At 57.7% G+C, this 20,204-nt stretch carries 22 protein-coding genes; all 22 read left to right on the top strand.

Annotated features, from left to right (window positions below; genetic code table 11):
- Position 1: 1 nt before the first annotated feature.
- The 22 genes from smc to FMM72_RS02425 all read left to right on the top strand — a co-directional run bounded on the left by smc (position 2) and on the right by FMM72_RS02425 (position 20,144).
- The gene (gene smc, locus FMM72_RS02530) at positions 2-3,571 is read left to right on the top strand and encodes a chromosome segregation protein SMC (RefSeq protein WP_162220489.1); all 3,570 of its coding nucleotides are present in this window, start codon (positions 2-4) and stop codon (positions 3,569-3,571) included.
- Positions 3,572-3,592: 21 nt separating this feature from the next.
- Complete coding sequence (gene ftsY, locus FMM72_RS02525) at positions 3,593-4,522, top strand: signal recognition particle-docking protein FtsY (RefSeq protein ID WP_160209209.1); 930 nt, start codon at positions 3,593-3,595, stop codon at positions 4,520-4,522.
- Positions 4,522-5,115: an RdgB/HAM1 family non-canonical purine NTP pyrophosphatase gene (rdgB, locus tag FMM72_RS02520; protein ID WP_160209302.1), complete on the top strand. Its 594-nt coding sequence runs from the start codon at positions 4,522-4,524 to the stop codon at positions 5,113-5,115. Before ftsY ends, rdgB begins: the two co-directional genes overlap by 1 nt.
- Positions 5,116-5,133: 18 nt before the next feature.
- Positions 5,134-5,424: a ribosome assembly RNA-binding protein YhbY gene (gene yhbY, locus FMM72_RS02515; RefSeq protein WP_162220488.1), complete on the top strand. Its 291-nt coding sequence runs from the start codon at positions 5,134-5,136 to the stop codon at positions 5,422-5,424.
- A complete protein-coding gene (gene nadD, locus FMM72_RS02510; protein ID WP_162220487.1) occupies positions 5,424-6,038 on the top strand; it encodes a nicotinate (nicotinamide) nucleotide adenylyltransferase in 615 nt (204 codons plus the stop codon). Before yhbY ends, nadD begins: the two co-directional genes overlap by 1 nt.
- Before the next feature lie 60 nt (positions 6,039-6,098).
- Positions 6,099-6,665, top strand: coding sequence for a bis(5'-nucleosyl)-tetraphosphatase (symmetrical) YqeK (yqeK, locus tag FMM72_RS02505; protein ID WP_160209206.1), 567 nt, complete (start codon positions 6,099-6,101; stop codon positions 6,663-6,665).
- A gap of 88 nt (positions 6,666-6,753) precedes the next feature.
- The gene (gene rsfS, locus FMM72_RS02500) at positions 6,754-7,101 is read left to right on the top strand and encodes a ribosome silencing factor (protein ID WP_160209205.1); all 348 of its coding nucleotides are present in this window, start codon (positions 6,754-6,756) and stop codon (positions 7,099-7,101) included.
- A 95-nt stretch (positions 7,102-7,196) separates the two neighbouring features.
- The gene (gene leuS / locus FMM72_RS02495) at positions 7,197-9,602 is read left to right on the top strand and encodes a leucine--tRNA ligase (protein ID WP_162220563.1); all 2,406 of its coding nucleotides are present in this window, start codon (positions 7,197-7,199) and stop codon (positions 9,600-9,602) included.
- A 154-nt stretch (positions 9,603-9,756) separates the two neighbouring features.
- Complete coding sequence (rpsU, locus tag FMM72_RS02490; protein WP_006875892.1) at positions 9,757-9,933, top strand: 30S ribosomal protein S21; 177 nt, start codon at positions 9,757-9,759, stop codon at positions 9,931-9,933.
- A gap of 90 nt (positions 9,934-10,023) precedes the next feature.
- The gene (locus FMM72_RS02485) at positions 10,024-10,524 is read left to right on the top strand and encodes a YqeG family HAD IIIA-type phosphatase (RefSeq protein ID WP_162220486.1); all 501 of its coding nucleotides are present in this window, start codon (positions 10,024-10,026) and stop codon (positions 10,522-10,524) included.
- Between the two features lie 52 nt (positions 10,525-10,576).
- Positions 10,577-11,032: a type II 3-dehydroquinate dehydratase gene (gene aroQ, locus FMM72_RS02480; RefSeq protein ID WP_162220485.1), complete on the top strand. Its 456-nt coding sequence runs from the start codon at positions 10,577-10,579 to the stop codon at positions 11,030-11,032.
- Positions 11,016-12,089 (top strand): M24 family metallopeptidase, encoded by a 1,074-nt coding sequence (locus FMM72_RS02475; RefSeq protein ID WP_162220484.1) that lies wholly within the window; start codon positions 11,016-11,018, stop codon positions 12,087-12,089. Before aroQ ends, FMM72_RS02475 begins: the two co-directional genes overlap by 17 nt.
- Before the next feature lie 121 nt (positions 12,090-12,210).
- Positions 12,211-12,768 (top strand): elongation factor P, encoded by a 558-nt coding sequence (efp, locus tag FMM72_RS02470; protein ID WP_006875888.1) that lies wholly within the window; start codon positions 12,211-12,213, stop codon positions 12,766-12,768.
- A gap of 46 nt (positions 12,769-12,814) precedes the next feature.
- Entirely contained in the window at positions 12,815-13,270 is a 456-nt protein-coding gene (locus FMM72_RS02465; RefSeq protein ID WP_160209200.1) for a CD1247 N-terminal domain-containing protein, read from the top strand.
- Positions 13,271-13,365: 95 nt separating this feature from the next.
- Positions 13,366-14,481, top strand: a complete 1,116-nt coding sequence (locus FMM72_RS02460; RefSeq protein ID WP_162220483.1) for an FAD:protein FMN transferase — start codon at positions 13,366-13,368, stop codon at positions 14,479-14,481.
- Entirely contained in the window at positions 14,478-14,978 is a 501-nt protein-coding gene (locus FMM72_RS02455) for a Gx transporter family protein (RefSeq protein ID WP_162220482.1), read from the top strand. Before FMM72_RS02460 ends, FMM72_RS02455 begins: the two co-directional genes overlap by 4 nt.
- 162 nt (positions 14,979-15,140) lie before the next feature.
- On the top strand, positions 15,141-16,454 hold the full coding sequence (gene rsxC, locus FMM72_RS02450; protein WP_160209197.1) for an electron transport complex subunit RsxC: 1,314 nt from the start codon (positions 15,141-15,143) through the stop codon (positions 16,452-16,454).
- Between the two features lie 33 nt (positions 16,455-16,487).
- Positions 16,488-17,450, top strand: coding sequence for an RnfABCDGE type electron transport complex subunit D (locus tag FMM72_RS02445; protein ID WP_160209301.1), 963 nt, complete (start codon positions 16,488-16,490; stop codon positions 17,448-17,450).
- Positions 17,451-17,464: 14 nt separating this feature from the next.
- Positions 17,465-18,019 (top strand): FMN-binding protein, encoded by a 555-nt coding sequence (locus tag FMM72_RS02440; protein WP_160209196.1) that lies wholly within the window; start codon positions 17,465-17,467, stop codon positions 18,017-18,019.
- A 3-nt stretch (positions 18,020-18,022) separates the two neighbouring features.
- Positions 18,023-18,715 carry an electron transport complex subunit RsxE gene (gene rsxE, locus FMM72_RS02435; RefSeq protein ID WP_162220481.1) on the top strand — a complete coding sequence of 231 codons (693 nt, stop codon included), beginning with the start codon at positions 18,023-18,025 and terminating at the stop codon, positions 18,713-18,715.
- Positions 18,712-19,308: an electron transport complex subunit RsxA gene (rsxA, locus tag FMM72_RS02430; protein ID WP_160209194.1), complete on the top strand. Its 597-nt coding sequence runs from the start codon at positions 18,712-18,714 to the stop codon at positions 19,306-19,308. Before rsxE ends, rsxA begins: the two co-directional genes overlap by 4 nt.
- A gap of 11 nt (positions 19,309-19,319) precedes the next feature.
- Positions 19,320-20,144 (top strand): RnfABCDGE type electron transport complex subunit B, encoded by an 825-nt coding sequence (locus FMM72_RS02425; protein WP_160209193.1) that lies wholly within the window; start codon positions 19,320-19,322, stop codon positions 20,142-20,144.
- Positions 20,145-20,204: the final 60 nt, after the last annotated feature.

Here is a 20,204-nt window from a genome sequence, read left to right as displayed (position 1 = left end):
TTTGCGGCTTCGCGGTTTGGAGATACAGGGATTTAAATCGTTCCCGGACAAAACAAGGCTGACCTTTCACGATGGGATCACCGCTGTGGTCGGCCCGAACGGAAGCGGCAAGAGCAATATTGCCGATGCGGTGCGGTGGGTTCTCGGCGAGCAGTCGACAAAAACGCTGCGCGGCGGCAGGATGGAGGACGTGATTTTCGGCGGCACGCAGATGCGCAAGCCACAGGGCTACGCCCATGTGCAGCTTACGATTGAAAATGTAGACGGCGCACTGCCCTATGACAGCGCCGAGGTGAGCGTTTCGCGCCGTCTGTACCGGTCGGGTGAGAGCGAATACCGCATCAACGGCACGAATGTGCGCCTTAGGGATGTACATGAGCTTTTTATGGATACGGGGCTTGGGCGCGACGGATATTCGATCATCGGACAGGGCCGCATTGCGGAGATTGTGAGCGCCAAAAGCACACAGCGCCGTGAAATTTTTGAAGAAGCGGCCGGTATTTCAAAATACCGCTACCGCCGTCAGGAGGCGCAGCGCCGCCTGGAGGCCGCCGAGGAAAACCTTCTGCGCCTGCGCGATATCCTCGCGGAACTTGAAGCGCGCGTTGGTCCCCTTCAGGCGCAGGCGGAAAAGGCGCGCCGGTTTTTAACGCTGGCGGAGGAAAAAAAGACGTTGGAGCTGTCGCTTTGGATCGCGACGCTCGACCGTTCGCGGGCGCTTCTGCGGGAACAGGAGGACAAAATCCTACTCTGCAAGGACGACCATGACCGCATTCAGGCAGAGATGGACGCGGTGGAGCAGCGGATCAACGCCCTGTATGCGGATATGCAGGCGCTTTCCGTCGAAATTGATGAGCGGCGGGCGCAGGCGCGGACGCTTGAGGAGGAAAATGCGAACAGCAGCGCGGATATCGCGGTGATGCAGAACGATCTGGCGCATAACCGCGCTTCAATCGAACAGATCGGTGCGGAGCTGCGGCAGGCGGATGCTGACGGCGGTGGACTTGACGAGCAAATCCGTACATATGAAACGGAGATTGCGGACAAACAGGCGTCGCTGGAGAAGCTGCATTGCAAACAGACTGAGACGCAAGAGGAGATTGCGCGTCTGACGGCCGCCCGTGAGGACTGCCGGACGCGCGCGGACGCGCTCAAGGAACGGCGCTTTGGGCTTACACAGAGTATTCAGGAGGCGAAGCTGTCGTCGGCGTCGAGCGGATCGCTGATTGACGAGACGATCGCGCGGCTTGAGACGCTCCGGAACACGGCGTCTGCCGGCGATGAAAACGCTGCGCAGATTGAGCGGGAGCTTGCGGACTGCAAGGGACTGCTTGCCGAGTTGCTTGCGGCGTCTGAATCGCTGCAAAACACGCGCCGCGGCTATCTGCTGCGTGCCCAGGGGCGTGGCGAGAAGCTCGACGCGCTTAAAAAGCAGCACGCCGCGCTCGATGAACAGGCGCGCGGCTTTTTGCAGAAAGCACGGCTGCTCACCGATATGGAAAACAGCCTGGAGGGCTTTCAGAGCAGCGTCAAATATGTTGTCTCACAGGCGCGCCGGGGCGCGCTGTCCGGCGTGTGCGGCCCTGTTTCAAAGCTGATTGAAGTCGACGGGGATCATGCGCTGGCCATTGAGATCGCGCTTGGCGCGGCGATGCAGAATATTGTCGTTGAGGATGAGACGGCCGCCAAGCGCGCGATTGCGATGCTGCGCTCGAGCAAAACAGGGCGCGCGACGTTTTTGCCGCTGACAACGGTGCGCGGCGGACGGCTCTCGGAGGGATGGCTCTCATCCGCCGATGGATTTGTAGGCGTCGCGGCCGATCTGGTGCAGTGCGACAGCCGCTATAACGGTGTTGTGGCGCAGCTTCTTGGGCGTATCGCCATTGTACGCGACATCGACTGCGCAGTCGCGCTGGCGCGGCGCGCCGGCTATAAATTTCGCATTGTGACACTCGACGGGCAGGTTGTCAACGCGGGCGGCTCGATGACCGGCGGCTGGACGGCGCGCAGCGCGGGAATCCTCAGCCGCGCGCAGGAGATTGAATCGCTGCGCGCGCAGGCAAAGGCCTGCACGGGGCGGTTGGAACAACTCGACGGCGAGATCAGGGCCGTTCAAGAGGAGCTTTCCGCCGCGCAGGCGGCGATTTCGGGCGTTGACGGAGAGCTTGCCACAGCGCAGGAGGATCGCATCCGGTGCGAATCGGAGCAGAAACGTTTACTGGCGGCGCAGGCGGATGCCGCGCGCGCCCGCGAGCAGGCCGCCAGGGAGTATGAAGCGCTTGAAACCCGGCTGCGCGAGCTGCGCGCCGCCGGCGTATCAGCCGACGGGCTGATACAGGAGCTTTCAGGCCAGCTTGACGAGGTGGCGCAGCAGCTTGGAGAAGTAAACGAGGGGCGCGACGCGTATGCGTCGCGGCTTGAACAGGCGTCGGAGGCGCTCGCGCAGGTTAACGTCGCCGCGGCGGCGCTTGAAAAGGAGATCGACGGGGCGCGTCTGATGATGGGACAGCTTGCCGGACAGAAGGAGCACCGCCGGGAGCAGGAACGCGCGTTGAAAGAGCGCGCCGCGCGCCTTGAGGAGGAAAACGCAGCGATCCGGCAGCGTGTTGACGATTTGGATACCGCGCGCAGGGAGCGCGCCGCGCGGATTGAAACAATCGGGACGGAGATTGCAGAGCGCACAGCCCGGCGCAACGAGTGCGAATCCGGTACCGCCGCGCTGCGCGCGGACGAAAAGGAGATCGCTGCGCGGCGTGAGACAGCCGCGCGGGAGCTGGCGCGCCTGGAAGAAAAAAAGGCGGCAATGCAGGGCGAATACGACGCGATCATCGCGCGTATGTGGGATGAATACGAGGTGACGCGTTCGCAGGCAGCTGAGCTGTCGCGGCCGGTGGAGGATACGCCGGCTGCGCAAAGGCGCTTGGGGGAACTGAAGGGTAAGATCAAGGCGCTTGGCAGCGTAAATCTGGGCGCGATCGAGGAATATGACGAGGTGTCGGAGCGGTATACATTTCTTAAAACGCAGACAGAGGACGCCGAGCAGTCGCGCGCCGAATTGCTGCGGCTGATTGAGCGGCTCACATGCGATATGCGCGCGATTTTTTCAGAGAACTTCACTAAAATTGCCGCAAATTTTTCTATAGTTTTTACAGAGCTATTCGATGGGGGCAAGGCGTCCCTGTCGCTGGCGGATCCAACGGACGTGCTGGAATCAGGCATCGACATTTTTGTACAGCCGCCTGGCAAGATCATTAAGAACCTGTCGGCGCTTTCGGGCGGCGAGCAGGCGTTTGTGGCGATTGCAATCTATTTTGCGATCCTCAAGGTGCGGCCGTCGCCGTTTTGCCTGCTTGACGAGATCGAGGCGGCGCTTGATGATGTGAATGTCGTCAAATACGCGCAATATTTACGCACGCTCTGCAACAAAACGCAGTTCATTACAATTACCCACCGCCGCGGAACCATGGAGGAGGCCGATGTGCTCTACGGCGTAACGATGCAGGAGGAAGGCGTTTCCAAGCTGCTGGAGCTGAATGTCGGGGAAATCGAGGGCAAACTCGGTATTCAATAATACAAGACCGGGAGGGACAATATGGGATTTTTCGGGAGACTGGCCGAGGGGCTGAAAAAAACGCGCGAATCGATGGCACGCAGGGTTGACGCGATTGTCAATTCGTTTGCAAAGATCGACGAGGAGCTGTTTGAGGAGCTGGAGGAGACGCTGATCATGTCGGATGTCGGCGTTGCGACCTCCGCAGAAATCTGCCGTAGGCTGCGCGCGGCCGTCAAGCAGCGCGGCGTCACGGACGCCGCGGAGGTCAGAGAACTGATCAAGGAGATCATCGCGGACATGCTCGCTGGCGGCGAGGCGCTCTCGATTTCAACAAAGCCGTCGATCGTGCTTGTGATCGGCGTCAACGGTGTGGGCAAGACGACGACCATCGGCAAACTGGCGGCCAGCCTCAAAGCACAGGGCAAGCGGGTGCTGCTCGGCGCGGCTGACACGTTCCGCGCGGCGGCGATCGACCAGCTCCAGGTCTGGGCGGACCGCGCCGGCGTCGAGATGGTGCGCCAGTCGGAAGGCGCCGATCCGGCCGCCGTCGTGTTCGACGCGATCACCGCCGGCCGCGCGCGCGGCGCGGACGTAATCATCTGTGATACGGCCGGCCGGCTGCACAACAAGAAAAATCTGATGGACGAGCTGTCGAAAATTTCGCGTGTAATCCAGCGCGAGGCGCCCGGCTGCGATGTTGAGGTACTGCTTGTGCTCGACGCGACGACCGGACAGAACGCGCTCAATCAGGCGCGCCAGTTCAAGGAGGCTGCAGGTATCACGGGCATCATCCTGACAAAGCTCGACGGCACGGCGCGCGGCGGCGTTGTCATCGGCATCAGGCAGGAGCTTGAGGTGCCGGTCAAATATATCGGCGTCGGCGAACAGGTCGACGACCTGCGGCCATTTAACGCGGCCGATTTTGTCGACGCGCTGTTCGGCGGCCGGGAAACGGAGGCGGACGATTGATGCAGGTGATCGCCGCGACGGGAAACCGTCATAAGCTTAAGGAGTTTGAACGGATTTTCGCGCCGCTCGGCATTGAGATCGCGGCGCAGAGCGATGTGTGCCCCGCGCTCGCGGTGGAGGAGACCGGCGAAACCTTTGCCGAAAACGCTTTCCTCAAGGCGCAGGCTGTCCACAGGCTGACCGGGAAGGCTGCTGTCGCAGACGATTCAGGTCTGTGCGTCGATGCGCTCGGCGGCGCGCCGGGCGTCTATTCGGCGCGTTACGGCGGAGAGGATCTGCCGCACAGCGAGAAGATCAAGCTGCTGCTCGAGGAGATTGCGCAGGCGCCGGATGAAAAACGCACGGCGCGCTTTGTCGCGCATATCTGCTATATCGGCGCGGACGGGACGCGCATCGACGCGGAGGAATGCTGCGAGGGCGTCATCGGCCATGCGCCGCGCGGGGAAGGCGGTTTTGGCTACGACCCGATTTTCATGGTCGGGGACAGAAGCTTCGCGGAGCTTTCCGATGCGGAAAAGGACGCGGTATCCCACAGAGGAAAGGCCCTGCGCGCATTTGCAGAGAAGCTTTCGCAGGGATGCGGGAATCAATAAAGAAATGAGGAGACCAGTATGCTGACAAGCAAACAGCGCGCGAAGCTGCGCGGGCTGGCAAGCACGGAGGACACCATTTTACAGGTGGGCAAGGGCGGCGTCGCAGACACATTGGTCAAGCAGGTCGACGACGCGTTAACGGCGCGCGAGCTGATTAAGCTGCGCGTGCTGGAAACCTGTCCGGAGTCGGTGCGTGAAGCGGCTGAACGGCTGGCTGCCGCCGTAGGCGCCGAGGTTGTCCAGGTGATTGGCGGTAAATTTGTCCTGTACCGCAGAAACGACAAAAAACCGCGGATTGAGCTTGACTGATGCGCACGGGCGTGTTCGGCGGTACGTTTAACCCAATCCATTGCGGCCATGTCCTGCTGGCGCGGACATACGCCGCTGCGCTCCATTTGGACCGGGTTCTGGTGATCCCGACCTATCTGCCGCCGCATAAGGCGGGTGGCCAGCTTGCGGACGGTTGTCACCGTCTGAATATGTGCAGGCTCGCGTTTGAGGGCGACCCGGTCTGCCGCGTCTGCGATATCGAGCTTCGCCGCGGCGGCAAAAGTTACACCGTCGATACGCTCATGCAGCTTGCGCGAGAAAATCCCGGCGATGCGTTTTACCTGATTATGGGAAGCGATATGTTTTTATCGCTGACGCAATGGTATGACTGGCGGCGGATTATTGCGGACGCGGTGATCTGCGCGGGCGCGCGCAGCCCGGGACAGATGCAGGCGCTGCGCGCCGAGGCCGCCCGGCTTGAGCGGCTTGGCGCGCGAATCGAGCTGGTCGCGCTCGAACCTCTGCCGTTTTCATCGACACAGGTGCGCGCGCGTGTGCAGGCAGGCGAAAGCCTTGCGGGATTTGTTCCGCCGGAGGTGGCGGATTATATCATGGAAAACAGGCTGTATCAATCATCCAAGGGGCTGTTTTAACGCTCCCGTTACGGGACAAAATGCAGCCCCCGATTCTCAATGAAAGCGGGGCGCGTCGTGATGGATTATGATTTGAAAAAGCTGGACAAACTTGCGAAAAAGACACTTTCAGCAAAGCGGTATTTCCATACGCAGTGTGTTGTCAGGCAGGCGCAGAAACTCGCGCGGCTGTACGGCTGCGACGAACAAAAGGCGATGGTTGCCGGCTGGATGCATGACATCTGCAAGGAGATGCCGCGCGATGAGCAGTTGCATTGGCTCGAAAAGTATGGTATCATTCTTGACAGCGTACAGAGGACGCAGCCAAAGACCTGGCACGGTATGGCGGCGTGCGGTTATATCCGGGAGACGCTCGGGATCGACGACGCCGAGATCCTTCACGCCGTCTGCTACCATACAACCGCGTGCGGCGCGATGACCGCGCTTGACGAGGTGGTATATCTGGCCGATCTGACAAGCGAAGACCGCGATTATCCGGATATTCTGCCGATGCGCGCGTTGGCTGAAACGGCGCTTCGCCCCGCGATGAAGGAAGCGATGCGCTTTGCCCTGCGCGATCTGGTAGAACGCTCGCTTGGCGTCAGCCGGGATACATTCGAGGCTTATAACGCTTATATGACGGATTAGGGCTTGTTTGAAAATAGAGGAATTGCTGAATTTTTTGCAAACAGCCCCTGGCCGGCTGACATGAAACGTCCGTCTGGAGGTGAAACGGATGACATCCAATGAGATGGTTATGAAGATTGCGCGCTTTCTTTCAGAAAAGAAGGCGAAGGATATTATGGCGCTTGAAATCCGCGAATTGACGACGATCGGCGATTATTTCGTCATCGCGTCCGGCGGTTCGGACACGCAGGTCAAGGCGCTGTCGGACGCCGTGGAGGAGGGCCTTTCCGCGCTCGGCGAGGAACCGCGGCGTATTGAAGGCTATCAGTCAGGTATGTGGATTGTGCTCGATTATTACGATGTGATCGTCCATATATTCCACGAGCAGGCGAGAGAATTTTATGGGCTTGAACGCCTTTGGGCGGACGCGCCCAGAGTGGAGCTTGCGCCCGGTTGAGCGCGCCTTTGACGATCGGATGACCGGGGCCGCTTGCGGCCGCGGATGCAATAGAATTTGCCGCGGGCGTTTTGCGGCGGCGGGGAGTGTACAAATTGAAGTACGATTTCGCATCGATTGAAAAGAAGTGGCAGGACATCTGGGAGGCGCAGGGCACGTTTGCGGCCTCGGACGACTACACAAAGCCAAAGTATTACGCGCTTGTGGAGTTTCCGTATCCTTCGGGACAGGGGCTGCATGTGGGCCATCCGCGCTCCTATACGGCGCTCGATATTGTGGCGCGCAAGCGCCGCCTTGAGGGCTACAATGTTCTGTATCCGATGGGCTGGGACGCCTTTGGGCTGCCCACTGAAAATTACGCGATTAAAAATCACATCCACCCGGAAAAGGTGACGCACGACAATGTACAGCGGTTCAAGGCGCAGCTCAAAAGCCTGGGACTGAGCTTTGACTGGTCGCGCGAAATCAATACGACTGATCCGTCCTATTATAAGTGGACGCAGTGGATTTTCCTCCAGCTTTTTAAACGCGGGCTGGCGTATAAGAAGGAGATGTCGGTCAACTGGTGCACCGGCTGCAAGGTCGTGCTGGCCAACGAGGAGGTCGTAAACGGCGTCTGCGAGCGGTGCGGCAGCGAGGTTGTCCACAAGGTCAAAAGCCAGTGGATGCTCAAGATTACAGAATACGCGCAGCGGCTTCTGGACGATCTCGACACGGTCAATTATATCGACCGCGTCAAGATTTCGCAGCGCAACTGGATTGGCCGTTCGACGGGCGCGCAGGTCCATTTCGGCACGACGGCCGGCGATACGCTGACTGTTTATACGACGCGCCCGGACACGCTGTTCGGCGCGACGTATATGGTCATTTCGCCCGAGCATCCGTATATCGAAAAATGGGCGGACCGCATCGGCAATCTGGACGCGGTGCGCGCCTATCAGCGGGAGTCGGCCAAAAAATCTGACTTTGAACGCACCGAGCTTGTCAAGGATAAAACAGGCGTCCGCCTGGAGGGCGTCTGCGGCGTCAATCCTGTCAACGGGACCGAGATTCCGATTTTTATTTCCGATTATGTTCTGATGTCGTATGGCACCGGCGCGATTATGGCAGTCCCGGCGCATGATACGCGCGACTGGGAGTTCGCCAAAAAGTTTGGGCTGCCAATCGTTGAGGTCGTGCAGGGCGGCAATGTTGAGCAGGAGGCGTATACCAACTGCGACACGGGCGTCATGGTCAATTCCGGGATGCTCGACGGCCTTTTGGTCGAGGAGGCGAAAAAGAAGATCATCGGCTGGCTCTCTGAAAATGGAAAGGGCGAGCCGAAGGTCAACTTCAAGCTGCGCGACTGGGTCTTTTCGCGCCAGCGGTACTGGGGCGAGCCGATCCCGATCATCCATTGCGACCACTGCGGATATGTGCCGCTCGATGAAAGCGAGCTGCCGCTGCGTCTGCCGGAGGTCGAAAGCTACGAGCCGACCGGCGACGGCGATTCGCCTCTGGCCGCGATCGACAGTTGGGTCAACGTCAAGTGCCCGAAATGCGGCGCTCCGGCCAGGCGCGAGACGGACACAATGCCCCAGTGGGCCGGATCGTCGTGGTATTTCCTGCGCTACTGCGACCCGCACAACGATAAGGAGCTGGCTTCCAAAGAGGCGCTCGACTATTGGATGCCTGTCGACTGGTATAATGGCGGCATGGAGCATACGACGCTGCATCTGCTCTATTCACGCTTCTGGCACAAGTTTTTGTATGATATCGGCATCGTGTCAACGCCCGAGCCTTATGCCAAGCGGACAAGCCACGGCATGATTTTGGGCGAGAACGGCGAAAAGATGAGCAAATCGCGCGGCAACGTCGTCAATCCTGACGATATCGTGCGCGATTACGGCGCGGATACGCTGCGCCTTTATGAGATGTTTATCGGCGATTTTGAAAAGAGCGCGCCATGGTCGCAGAGTTCAATCAAGGGCTGTAAACGCTTCTTGGAGCGTGTGTTTGGGCTGCTTGACTGCCTGGAGCCGGGCGAAGCCTATTCCGCCGCGCTTGAACCGGCGCTGCATAAAACGATCAAAAAGGTGACGGAGGACATCGAATCGCTCAAGTTCAACACAGCGATCGCGGCGATGATGTCCCTGCTCAACGATATCTATGACCATGGGAAGATCAATGCCACGGAGCTGAAAACGCTGCTGCTCCTGCTCAACCCGTTCGCACCGCACATGACCGAGGAGATGTGGGAGCAGGCTGGTTTTGACGGGATGTTAAGCGGCCGGAAATGGCCCGTGTTCGACCCGGACAAATGCCGTGACGCGCAGGTGGAGATCGCGGTGCAGGTATGCGGCAAGATCAAAGCGCGCGTCATGGTCGGCGCCGATTGCAGCGACGATCAGGCGCTTGCTGCGGCGAAGGCGTGTTCGGAGATCGCGCGCGCAATAGAGGGCAAGACAATCGTAAAGGAAATTGTCGTCAGCGGCAAGCTCGTGAACATTGTGGCGCGATAAACTTTTTGTATAATTTTGTTGAAAAACCACAATAGAACATGGAGCAAATTGCTTGACAAAGGATACCTCGTCATAGTATAATAAAAGCTGTTATCCAACCACAACGGAAGGATTGACAGAGTCAGGCCAGACGGCGTGGGGAGGGAATTGGTAAATGTCAGAAATCAGAATCAAGGACAATGAGTCTTTGGACAGCGCTCTGAGGCGTTTTAAACGCTCCTGCGCCCGCTCCGGCGTTCTTGCTGAAGTCCGCAAGAGAGAGCACTACGAGAAGCCTTCTGTAAAGCGCAAAAAGAAATCTGAGGCTGCCCGTAAACGCAAGTTCAAATAATCAAGCGATAAAAACGGATGGGGCGCGTCCCCATCCGTTTTGTTCGTTGCAGGTTGGCTGCGCCGCAGCCGGAAATAGAGGGGGGAAACCATGCGCCTGTTTTGGCCGGAATACAGGTTTGAGCGCGCCTGGCAGATCACGCCCGAATGGCTTGCCCAGCATGGGCTGACTGTGCTGCTGCTCGATGTCGACAACACGCTGACAACGCATGACAATCCCGATATCGGACCTGAAGCGCGCGCGTGGATTGAACGGATGCAGCAGGCGGGCGTGCGGCTTCTGGTCCTTTCAAACAATAAGCCGGCGCGTGTTGAACCATTCGCTGAACTGATCGGGCTTGGCTGCATTGCCAATGCGAAAAAGCCGCTTGGCGGCGGCGTGCGCCGTGCGCTTGCGCGTCTGGGCGCGAAAAAAAGCGAACTGGCGATCGTAGGCGATCAGATCTTTACGGACGTGCTATGCGCGCGCCTGGCGGGCGTGACATCGGTGATGGTCGACCCGATCGAGCTGGAGACCTTCCCGTTTTTCCGCTTCAAGCGTGCGCTTGAACGCCTGATCCTGCGCGGCGGCGCGTCCGGCGCGCGGCGTTAGGGCGTGTGCCGGACGGCGATTTTTAACCGATGGGACATAAAGGGGTGTCATCATGGAAAAACTGCTTGTGATCAATGGACCAAACCTGAATATGCTGGGCATCCGGGAACCGGGCGTCTATGGAATGACCGGACTGGAGGCGATCAGCGCAGAGCTGAGGGAGTATGCCGCCGGGCGCGGCGTCCATTGTGAATTTTTCCAGTCAAATCACGAGGGGGATATTGTCGATCAGCTACAGAAGGCGCACGCAGGTTTTGACGGCGTTGTGCTCAATGCGGGCGCATACACGCATTACAGCATCGCCATCCGTGACGCGATCGCCGCTATCCGCACGCCGGTTGTTGAAGTACATCTGTCCAATATCCATGCGCGTGAGCCGTTCCGCCACACCTCGGTGATTGCGCCGGTATGCGTCGGGGGCGTCTATGGCTTCGGGAAAAACGTCTACAGGCTTGCGGTCGACGCGCTGCTCGCTATGGAGGAGGATCACAATGGAAAACAGGACTGAGGCGCTGCTTGAACGGCTTCCGGAGGAAATCGAAGGCGTACTGATCACATCTGAGGTCGGCCGCCGCTATTTGACGGGGATGCAGTCGTCAGCTGGTACATTGCTGGTTCTGCGCGGCCTGGGAGCGTATTTTATCATCGATTTCCGCTACTTTGAAAAGGCGCGTGCCATTTGCTCCGGCTGCGAGGTGATTTTACAGGACAAGCTTTACAGGCAGATCGGAGAATTGCTCAAACGGCACGGCGTCCGGCGGCTGGCGGTTGAAAGCGATTATATGACGCTCGCGGAGTACGCGCGGTGGAAGGAGCGGCTGACGGATGTCGAGCTGTTTTCTGACACACGCGCCGGCGAGGCGTTGCGCGCCCTGCGGGCGGTCAAATCGCCGCGGGAGCTTACGTCCATCCGCGCCGCACAGAAGATCACCGACGACGCGTTTACGCACATCTGCGGCTATATCAGGGCAGGGATGACCGACCGGCAGATCGCGGGGGAGCTGCTCGATTACACCTACCGGCATGGGTCGGAGCGCCCGGCATTCGACTATATCGTCGTATCGGGCGCGCATTCCTCCATGCCGCACGGTGTGCCGACGGACAAGGCGGTTGAGAAAGGCGATTTCGTCACAATGGATTTCGGTTGCGTTGTAGACGGATATTGCTCGGATATGACGCGTACAGTGGCCGTCGGAGCTGTGAGCGAGGAGCAGCGCCGCGTTTACGACATTGTCTTGCAGGCGCAGAAAGCGGCGATCGCCGCAGTGCGGCCAGGCGCTGTCTGCGGCGATGTGGACGCGGCGGCGCGCGGGGTCATCGCGCAGGCAGGTTATGGCGGCGCGTTTGGACATGGTACGGGTCACTCGCTCGGCCTGGAGATTCATGAGACGCCCGCTTTCGCGCCGGAAAACGCCCATGTCTGCGCGCCAGGTATGGTGATTACCGTTGAGCCGGGGATCTACCTGGAGGGGCGGTTTGGCGTGCGCACAGAGAATATGGTGCTTGTGACGCAGGACGGCTGTGAGGATTTGACAGCATCTGACAGGGATTTGTTGGTATTATAGCAAGAATTATGTGAGAAAGGGGCTTGCATTCAGCATCTTTTTCATATAGAATTAGAGTGTTAAACAGGGTGATGCGCCGCGGCCTGCGGGCAGGCGTGTCAGAACATTTGGAGGTAACTATATGATTTCTGCCGGCGATTTCAGAAACGGCGTAACGTTCGAGATGGACGGGAACGTTGTACAGATTATTGAATTCCAGCATGTAAAGCCTGGAAAGGGCGCGGCGTTTGTCCGCACCAAGATCCGCAATGTGATCTCGGGCGCTGTGACGGAGAAAACGTTCAACCCGACGGACAAGTATCCGACTGCTTTCGTCGAGCGCAAGGACATGCAGTATCTTTACAGGGATGGCGACCTGTATTACTTTATGGATAACGAGACATATGAGAATATCCCGATTTCGGCTTCCACGCTTGGAGATAACTTCAAGTTTGTGAAAGAAAATATGGACGTGAAGGTTTTGTCGTATAAGGGCAACGTGTTCGGCGTCGAGCCGCCGTTCTTTATCGAGCTTGAGGTCACACAGACCGATCCGGGCTTCAAGGGCGACACGGCCACCAACGCCACAAAGCCCGCGACGCTTGAGACAGGCGCGGAAATCCGCGTGCCGCTGTTTATCAACGAGGGCGACCACATCAAGGTGGATACCCGCACCGGCGAGTATATGGAGCGTGCGTAAGCGCCGCTTTTCCATAAACATTTGAAACGAATGGAGGTTGACAGCCATGACGATTACGGAGAGAGCTGCGTATATCAAGGGTCTTGCGGAAGGACTGGGCATCGACGATTCCACCAAGGAGGGAAAGGTCATCAATGCGTTGGTCAACGCATTTGACGACATGGCGCTGACCGTTTCCGACCTTGAGGCTCAAATCGACGAACTCAGCGAACAGGTTGATACGATCGACGAGGATCTCGGTTCGCTTGAGCAGGATTTTTACGAACTGGATGACGACGACTGCGGCTGTGATGATTGCGGCTGCGGCTGTGACGACGAGGATTGCGCAGACGGCGACATTTATGAGGTCTGCTGCCCGACATGCGGCGATATCGTATGTATTGATTCCGATATGCTTGAGGAAGGCCAGACGACTTGCCCCAATTGCGGCGAGCTTCTGGAATTCGACCTCGACGACGAGGAAGATGGGGACAAGGCGTCGTCCGAGCAGGACGGCAAGTGATTGCTGTCTGTATATCAAGCGTTTGGCTTTGAACCAGAAGACACCCCGCCTCCCGCGGGGTGTCTTCGATTGATTCACTGAAAGGATTTTTAGGCTTGTCGAAGCGTGAAAAACTGGGCAGGACGGCCGCCGGCCTTCTGATCGCAGCGGTCCTGTTGGCCGGCCTGGCGGGGCTTGCTGCCAGGGCGTTGGCGCAGCGGCGGGCCTCTGAGCGCGAACGCATGGTAACAACCGGCGTGGCTTTTATCATGGATACGTTCATTGAATATGAATTTTTCGGCGAGAACGGACCGCAAGCCAAGGATGCGGTTGACGCTGCCCTGCGCGACATCGAAAACAGGATGTCGATGTACATAGATAATTCGGAGATCGCCGCGCTCAACCAAAATGCAGGAAAGGCGTTTGTTCCGCTTTCCGAGGATACATATGAGCTGCTGGAACGCTGCGCGGCGTATGGGGCGGAAACGGACGGCGTTTTTGATGTGACCATTGCGCCGGTGGCGCGGGTCTGGGGGATCACCCGCGGCCGCGCTTATATTCCAGACAGTGCGGAAATCGCCAGCCAGTTGGAACTGGTTAACTACCGCGATATCCTGCTCGAGCCTGAGACGCGCTCTGCAATGCTGCGGCGGGAGGGACAATCTGTCGATCTCGGCGGGATCGCAAAGGGGTTTGCGTGCAGCGCAGCCGATCGCATCGCGCGGGAAAACGGTATTGAATCAGGCTTTATTTCAATCGGCGGCAACATTATGACAATCGGCCAAAAGCCGGTCGCGGATCAGACCGGCAGGACAGTGAGACAGCCGTTCCGGTTTGGGTTGCGCGACCCGCGCGGCAGTGAAAACGATTATATTGCCGCGGTCCTCCTGGAGGACGCCACGATGGCCACATCCGGTGATTACGAACGCTATTTTATGAACGATAACGTGCGTTATCACCACATCCTGGACCCTGCGACGGGTTATCCGGCCCGGACGGATCTGATGTCTGTTTCCGTTGTTTCGCAGGACGGCGCGTTTGCTGATTTCATGTCCACATGGCTGTTTATAAAGGGCCGGTCGTTTGTGCTGGAGAGGCTCAACAGCCTTGGCTGCGGCTTGATCGTGGTCGATCAGGACAAGAATGTTTATATTACGGAAAACCTGCGTGAGCGTGTTGTTCCGGCCGACAAGAGCGGCACATATACATTTATATCCGGGGGCACGACATGAAGTACCGGGCCTCGCGCGCGGCGGCCATGGGGCTTCTGTTTGCGCTTTCGATTGTTTTAAGTTTTGCGGAGTCGGCCTTGCTCCCTCCTTTGCCGGTTCCAGGGCTAAAAATAGGGCTTTCCAACATTGTTGCGATGTACTGCCTGTTTTGCCTGGGACGGCGCGAGGCGTATACGATCGCTGTGCTGAAAAGCATGTTTGTGCTGCTTACACGCGGCGCTGTCGGCGCCGCGATGAGCCTTGCAGGCGGGCTGGCGTCCGTGACGGTGATGCTGCTGCTCGGCGCGGCGCGTGAAAAGCGCAGTTATCTTTTTATAAGCATCTGCGGCGGCTTGGCGCACAATGCCGGACAGCTGTTCATGGCCGCGGTTGTACTGAAAAGTACGATGGTGTTTTATTATTTTCCGGCGCTTATCCTGTTTGGAATCGCCATGGGCGTATTGACAGGAGTACTTTTGCGTGGCCTGATGCCGCATTTTAATCGGATCTTCTTTTGACGCCATATGGGGTCAACTGACGATAAAGCCCGTATCAAAGCGGCCTTTGAGCGGTCCGTCTGCTTGTTGTGTGGGCAGGGCGGAAATCAAAGGCCAGTTTACGGGAGGAAGCTGCCATGGTATGGCGGTTTCTGAAATCTCTAGAGGAGGCAATATGGGAAAATGAGTGTTTTGCAGAAAACGCTGAAGGGCGCGCATGTCGCGCACTTCAAGAACACGGAAAATTGTCCGGGCGTTGAGCTGCCGCTTCCCAAGGAAGTATGCATTTCAATGTCGCAGCACATGGGTCCGCCCTGCAAGCCGATCGTGGCCAAGGGCGACACTGTGAAGGTCGGGACAAAGATCGGCGACAGCGACGCGTTTTTAAGCGCGCCGATCCATTCCAGCGTATCGGGGACCGTTTCGGCGATCGAGGAGATCGTCACATCGAACGGCGGACGCAGCCAGGTGGTGATCATCCAGACGGACGGCGAACAGACGGTCGATGAAAATGTAAAGCCCCCAGTGATCTCAAATCATCCCGAATTTGTACAGGCGATCAAAGAGTCCGGTCTGGTTGGCCTGGGCGGCGCCGGTTTCCCCACGCACATCAAGCTGAACCCCAAGAATCTGTCCGAGGTGGATACGCTCGTTGTCAACGCGGCTGAATGCGAGCCGTACATAACGTCCGACTACCGCACGATTATCGAGCGCCCGCAGGATGTGCTCGATGGTATTGAGGCGATCAAAAAATATGTCGGTATTACACAGGTTAAGATCGCCATTGAGGACAATAAACCCCAGGCGATCGAGATGCTGCGCCGCCTGGCAAAGGACGACAGCAGCATTGAGGTGTGCAGCCTGCACGCGATTTATCCAAAGGGCGCTGAAAAGGTCGCGGCCTATGAGACGACCGGACGCGTCATCAAAGAGGGGATGCTCCCGGCCGACGCGGGCATCATCATTCAAAACATCACAACAACTGCCTTTATCGGCCAGTATCTGCGCACAGGTATGCCGCTCATCACTAAAATGCTGACGGTTGACGGCGGTGCGATCGCTGAGCCGAAAAACGTCATCGCCCCGATCGGCGCGCATTTTTCCGATGTGATTGCTTTCTGCGGCGGCTACAAGCGTCCTGCCAAAAAGCTGATCATGGGCGGCCCGATGATGGGAACGCTCGTGTTTGACGCCGCGTATCCTGTCCTGAAAAACAACAACGCCCTGCTTGCGTTCGACGAGTCGCAAACCGTCGTGGAGCCGGAACACCCATGCATCCGTTGCGGCCGCTGCATGCAGAATTGTCCGTACCACCTGCTGCCGCGCCAGATCGAAAAGGCGTATGAGAGTGAGAACATCGCGATGCTCCAAAAGCTCAAGGTGATGCTGTGCATGGAGTGCGGCTGCTGCTCGTTTGTCTGCCCCGCAAAGCGCAATTTGACCTTCACCAACAAGATGGCCAAGCAAATGCTACGCGCGGCGACCGCGAAAAAGTAAGGATAGGAGGGTATTGTTTTGGCTACGAATGTAATGGAAAACCAGGAGCAGACGCAGGAACAGTCGAAGCTCATGATCACCCCGTCCCCGCATGTAAAGGACAGTATCTCGACACGCAAAATCATGCTCACCGTTTCGGTGGCCCTGATGCCGTCGATGATTGCGGCGATCTACTTCTTCGGTCTGCGCGCGCTGGCGTTGACGGCCGTCTGCGTTGTATTCAGCGTTCTGTTTGAGTATCTGTTTAATAAGGTGACAAAGCGCGAACAGACCATCGGTGATTGTAGCGCTGTTGTCACAGGCATTATTCTTTCGTTCAATCTGCCGGTTACGCTTCCGTTCTGGATGGCGGCATTCGGCTCCTTTATGGCGATTGTTGTCGTTAAATGCCTGTTCGGCGGCATCGGCTGCAACTTTGCCAACCCGGCGGCGACGGCGCGCGTGTTTTTACTTGTGTCGTTTGGCGGCCAGATGACAACATGGGTAGCTCCGCGCGGCGTTGACGCGTTGGCGACAGCAACGCCGCTCACACTGATTTCGGCTGGTCAGACAGACGCGCTCCCTTCGCTTTGGCAGATGTTGATCGGCCAGCGCGGCGGTTCGATGGGTGAAACCTGTGTGATCGCGCTGGTTATTGGCGGCGCGTTTTTGATCTGGAGGGGCGTTATCGGATGGGAGATTCCTGTAACGCTGATTGCGAGTATTTTCGTGTTTGCGCTGCTGTTCGGCCAGGATCCGTTTTATGCGATCCTCTCCGGCGGCGTCATGATCGCCGCGTTCTTCATGGCGACCGACTATTCGACCAGTCCGGTTACGACAAAGGGCCAGGTCATCTTCGCGATCGGCATCGGGTTTATCACAATGGTCATTCGTTCCTTCTGTAACTATCCGGAAGGCATGTCCTTCGCGATCCTCCTGATGAATATCCTGACGCCGCATATCGACAGCCTGACGATCACCAAGCCGTTCGGCGCTGTCTTTGAGCAGAAACAGTAAGGGGGCGCGTGTATATGAAACTTATAAAACCAGTTATTGTTCTGACCATTATCTGTATTGTTTCCTCCGCGTTGCTCGGCGCAACCTACACGATGACGAAGGATACAATTGATGCGGCCACCAAGGCGGCCACGGATGCGGCCATGGCGGCGGTTCTGCCGGGCGCCGGAAGTTTTGAGGAGATCACGGTCGACGGTGTCGAGGGCGTTCTGCTCGCGGCCAAAGAATCCGGCGGGCTTGGCTACGCGTTTCAGGTGCAGGATAAGGGCTTCGGCGGCGCGTATGTTGTGATGGTTGGCATCGGAGCCGACGGCAAAATCACTGGGACACAGCTGCTTGACAACAGTGAAACGCCGGGACTCGGTTCCAAGACGGGCGATGCTGCCTTCACCGGCCAGTTTATCGGTAAAGATTCCGCCCTTGAGGGTGTCGAGACGATTACAGGCGCGACGATTTCCTCAAATGCGTTTATCCGCTGTGTTGGAACCGCCTATCAGGCGTATGGAGCTGTGACTGGCCAGGCTGTTGATTCAGTGGCCGGTGCGACAACGGCAGAGGAGGAGGCGTGAACCATGTCTGATAAACCAAAGACAAATTATTGGAAGATTCTTACCAACGGTATTCTGAAAGAAAATCCCGCGCTCGTGTTGATCCTCGGTACCTGTCCGACTCTGGCCGTTACAACCCAGGCGGTAAACGGTATCGGCATGGGTATTGCGGCGATGGTCGTTTTGATCGGTTCGAACATCGTTATTTCGCTTTTGAAAAAGGTCATCCCGGATTCTGTACGCATCCCATGTTACATTGTCGTCATCGCGGCGTTTGTTACGATCGTGCAGTTTCTTGTCAAGGCATATGCACCGTCACTCGATAAGGCGCTCGGCGTTTATCTGCCGCTGATCGTCGTTAACTGCATCATCCTTGGCCGCGCCGAGATGTTCGCCAATAAGAACACCGTTCTCGCCTCGGCGCTCGACGGCGTGGGCATGGGCCTTGGCTTTACGCTGGCGCTGTTCTGCATGGGTTCCATCCGCGAGCTGATCGGAAACGGCACCTGGATGGGCGTCACGCTGACGGCCAACCTGTGGGATCCGATTATCGTATTCCTGTTGGCTCCCGGCGGTTTCCTCGTATTTGGATTTTTAATCGCGGCCGTCAATCATTTGACGCACGGTAAGGCGATCAAGAAAAAGGAATTCGGCTGCACAGGCTGTCCGGCAGCTTCCGCATGCGCCGCTGTCCGGGAAGGGGGTGCTGATCAGTGAAGCAATATTTGATTATCATTGTCAGCGCGGTTTTGGTCAACAACTATGTCCTTGCAAAGTTCCTCGGCATCTGCCCGTTTTTGGGCGTCAGCAAAAAGTTGGATTCCGCGTTCGGCATGAGTGTTGCCGTTACCTTCGTTATGGCGCTTGCAACAGCCGCCACATGGCCGATCTACACATATCTGCTCGTTCCGAACGGGCTGGATTATTTGCAGACGATTGCATTTATCCTGATCATTGCGGCGCTCGTCCAGTTCATTGAGATCGTGATGAAAAAATACATTCCCGCGCTGCATAAGGCGCTCGGTATTTATTTGCCGCTGATCACAACAAACTGTGCCGTGCTTGGCGTTACAATCCTCAACCTCGACGAGGGTTACAACTTCCTTGAATCAATGGTCAACTCGATCGGTTCCGGCCTTGGTTTTATGCTGGCCATGGTGATTTTCTCGGGTGTGCGTTCCCGTGTGGACGCTGCGGCCGAAAGCATCCCCAAGGCGTATCAGGGCATCCCGATCACACTGACGGCGGCTGCGATCTGCTCTGTCAGCTTTATGGGCTTCAGCGGGATCGTTGACGGCCTGTTCAAATAATGGGAGGTTTCATGATGGCTTCGATAATGTTCCCAGTGGTCATCGTAGGCGGTATCGGCCTGATCTGCGCGATTGTGTTGGTTGTCGCAGCTAAGGTAATGGCGCTGCCCGCCGATGAACTCTTTGACAGCGTCCGTGCCGAGCTGCCCGGCGCCAACTGCGGCGCCTGCGGATATGCCGGATGCGACGATTACGCCAAGGCCGTCGCTCACGACGGCGCAAAGACAAATCTGTGCGTGCCTGGCGGCGCAGGCGTTGCTGCTAGCGTAAGCGCGGCTATGGGTGTTGCGGCCGAAAGCGTGGAAGCGAAATATGCTGTTGTGCGCTGTTCCGGCAACTGCTATGCAACCGACAGTGTGATGGATTATGAGGGGAAACAGAGCTGTGCGGCCTGCAATTTCTTTTATCAGGGCAAGGGCAGTTGTTCGCATGGCTGCCTCGGCTACGGGGATTGCATTAATGTGTGCCAGTACGGAGCGATTTCGATTGTCGACGGTATCGCTGTGATCGACAAGGCCGCCTGTGTCGGCTGCGGCATGTGTGCAAAGGCCTGCCCCAACCACCTGATCACAGTTATCCCGGCTTCCAGCACGGTCTATGTTGGATGCAGCTCGCACGATAAAGGCGCGTTTACGCGCAAGGTCTGCAAGAACGGCTGCATTGGCTGTAAAAAATGCGAGCGTACCTGCGAGCATGGTGCAATCACCGTTACAGACAACCTGGCTTCGATCGATCCGGAGAAATGCGTCAACTGCGGCAACTGCGTGACCGCTTGCCCAACCGGCGCGATTGTCACCTGCGAATCCCGCTGTGAGGCGATCGTCAAGGGCGCGTAATCTCCAGCGTTCTGGAGCTTGAAAAATATTAAATAAGGGACGGCGCCGCTAAAGCGGCGC

It is taken from the genome of Anaerotruncus colihominis (assembly GCF_010206195.1).
Classification (GTDB): domain Bacteria; phylum Bacillota; class Clostridia; order Oscillospirales; family Ruminococcaceae; genus Anaerotruncus; species Anaerotruncus colihominis_A.
This window is presented reverse-complemented; position numbering and strand designations above follow the sequence as displayed.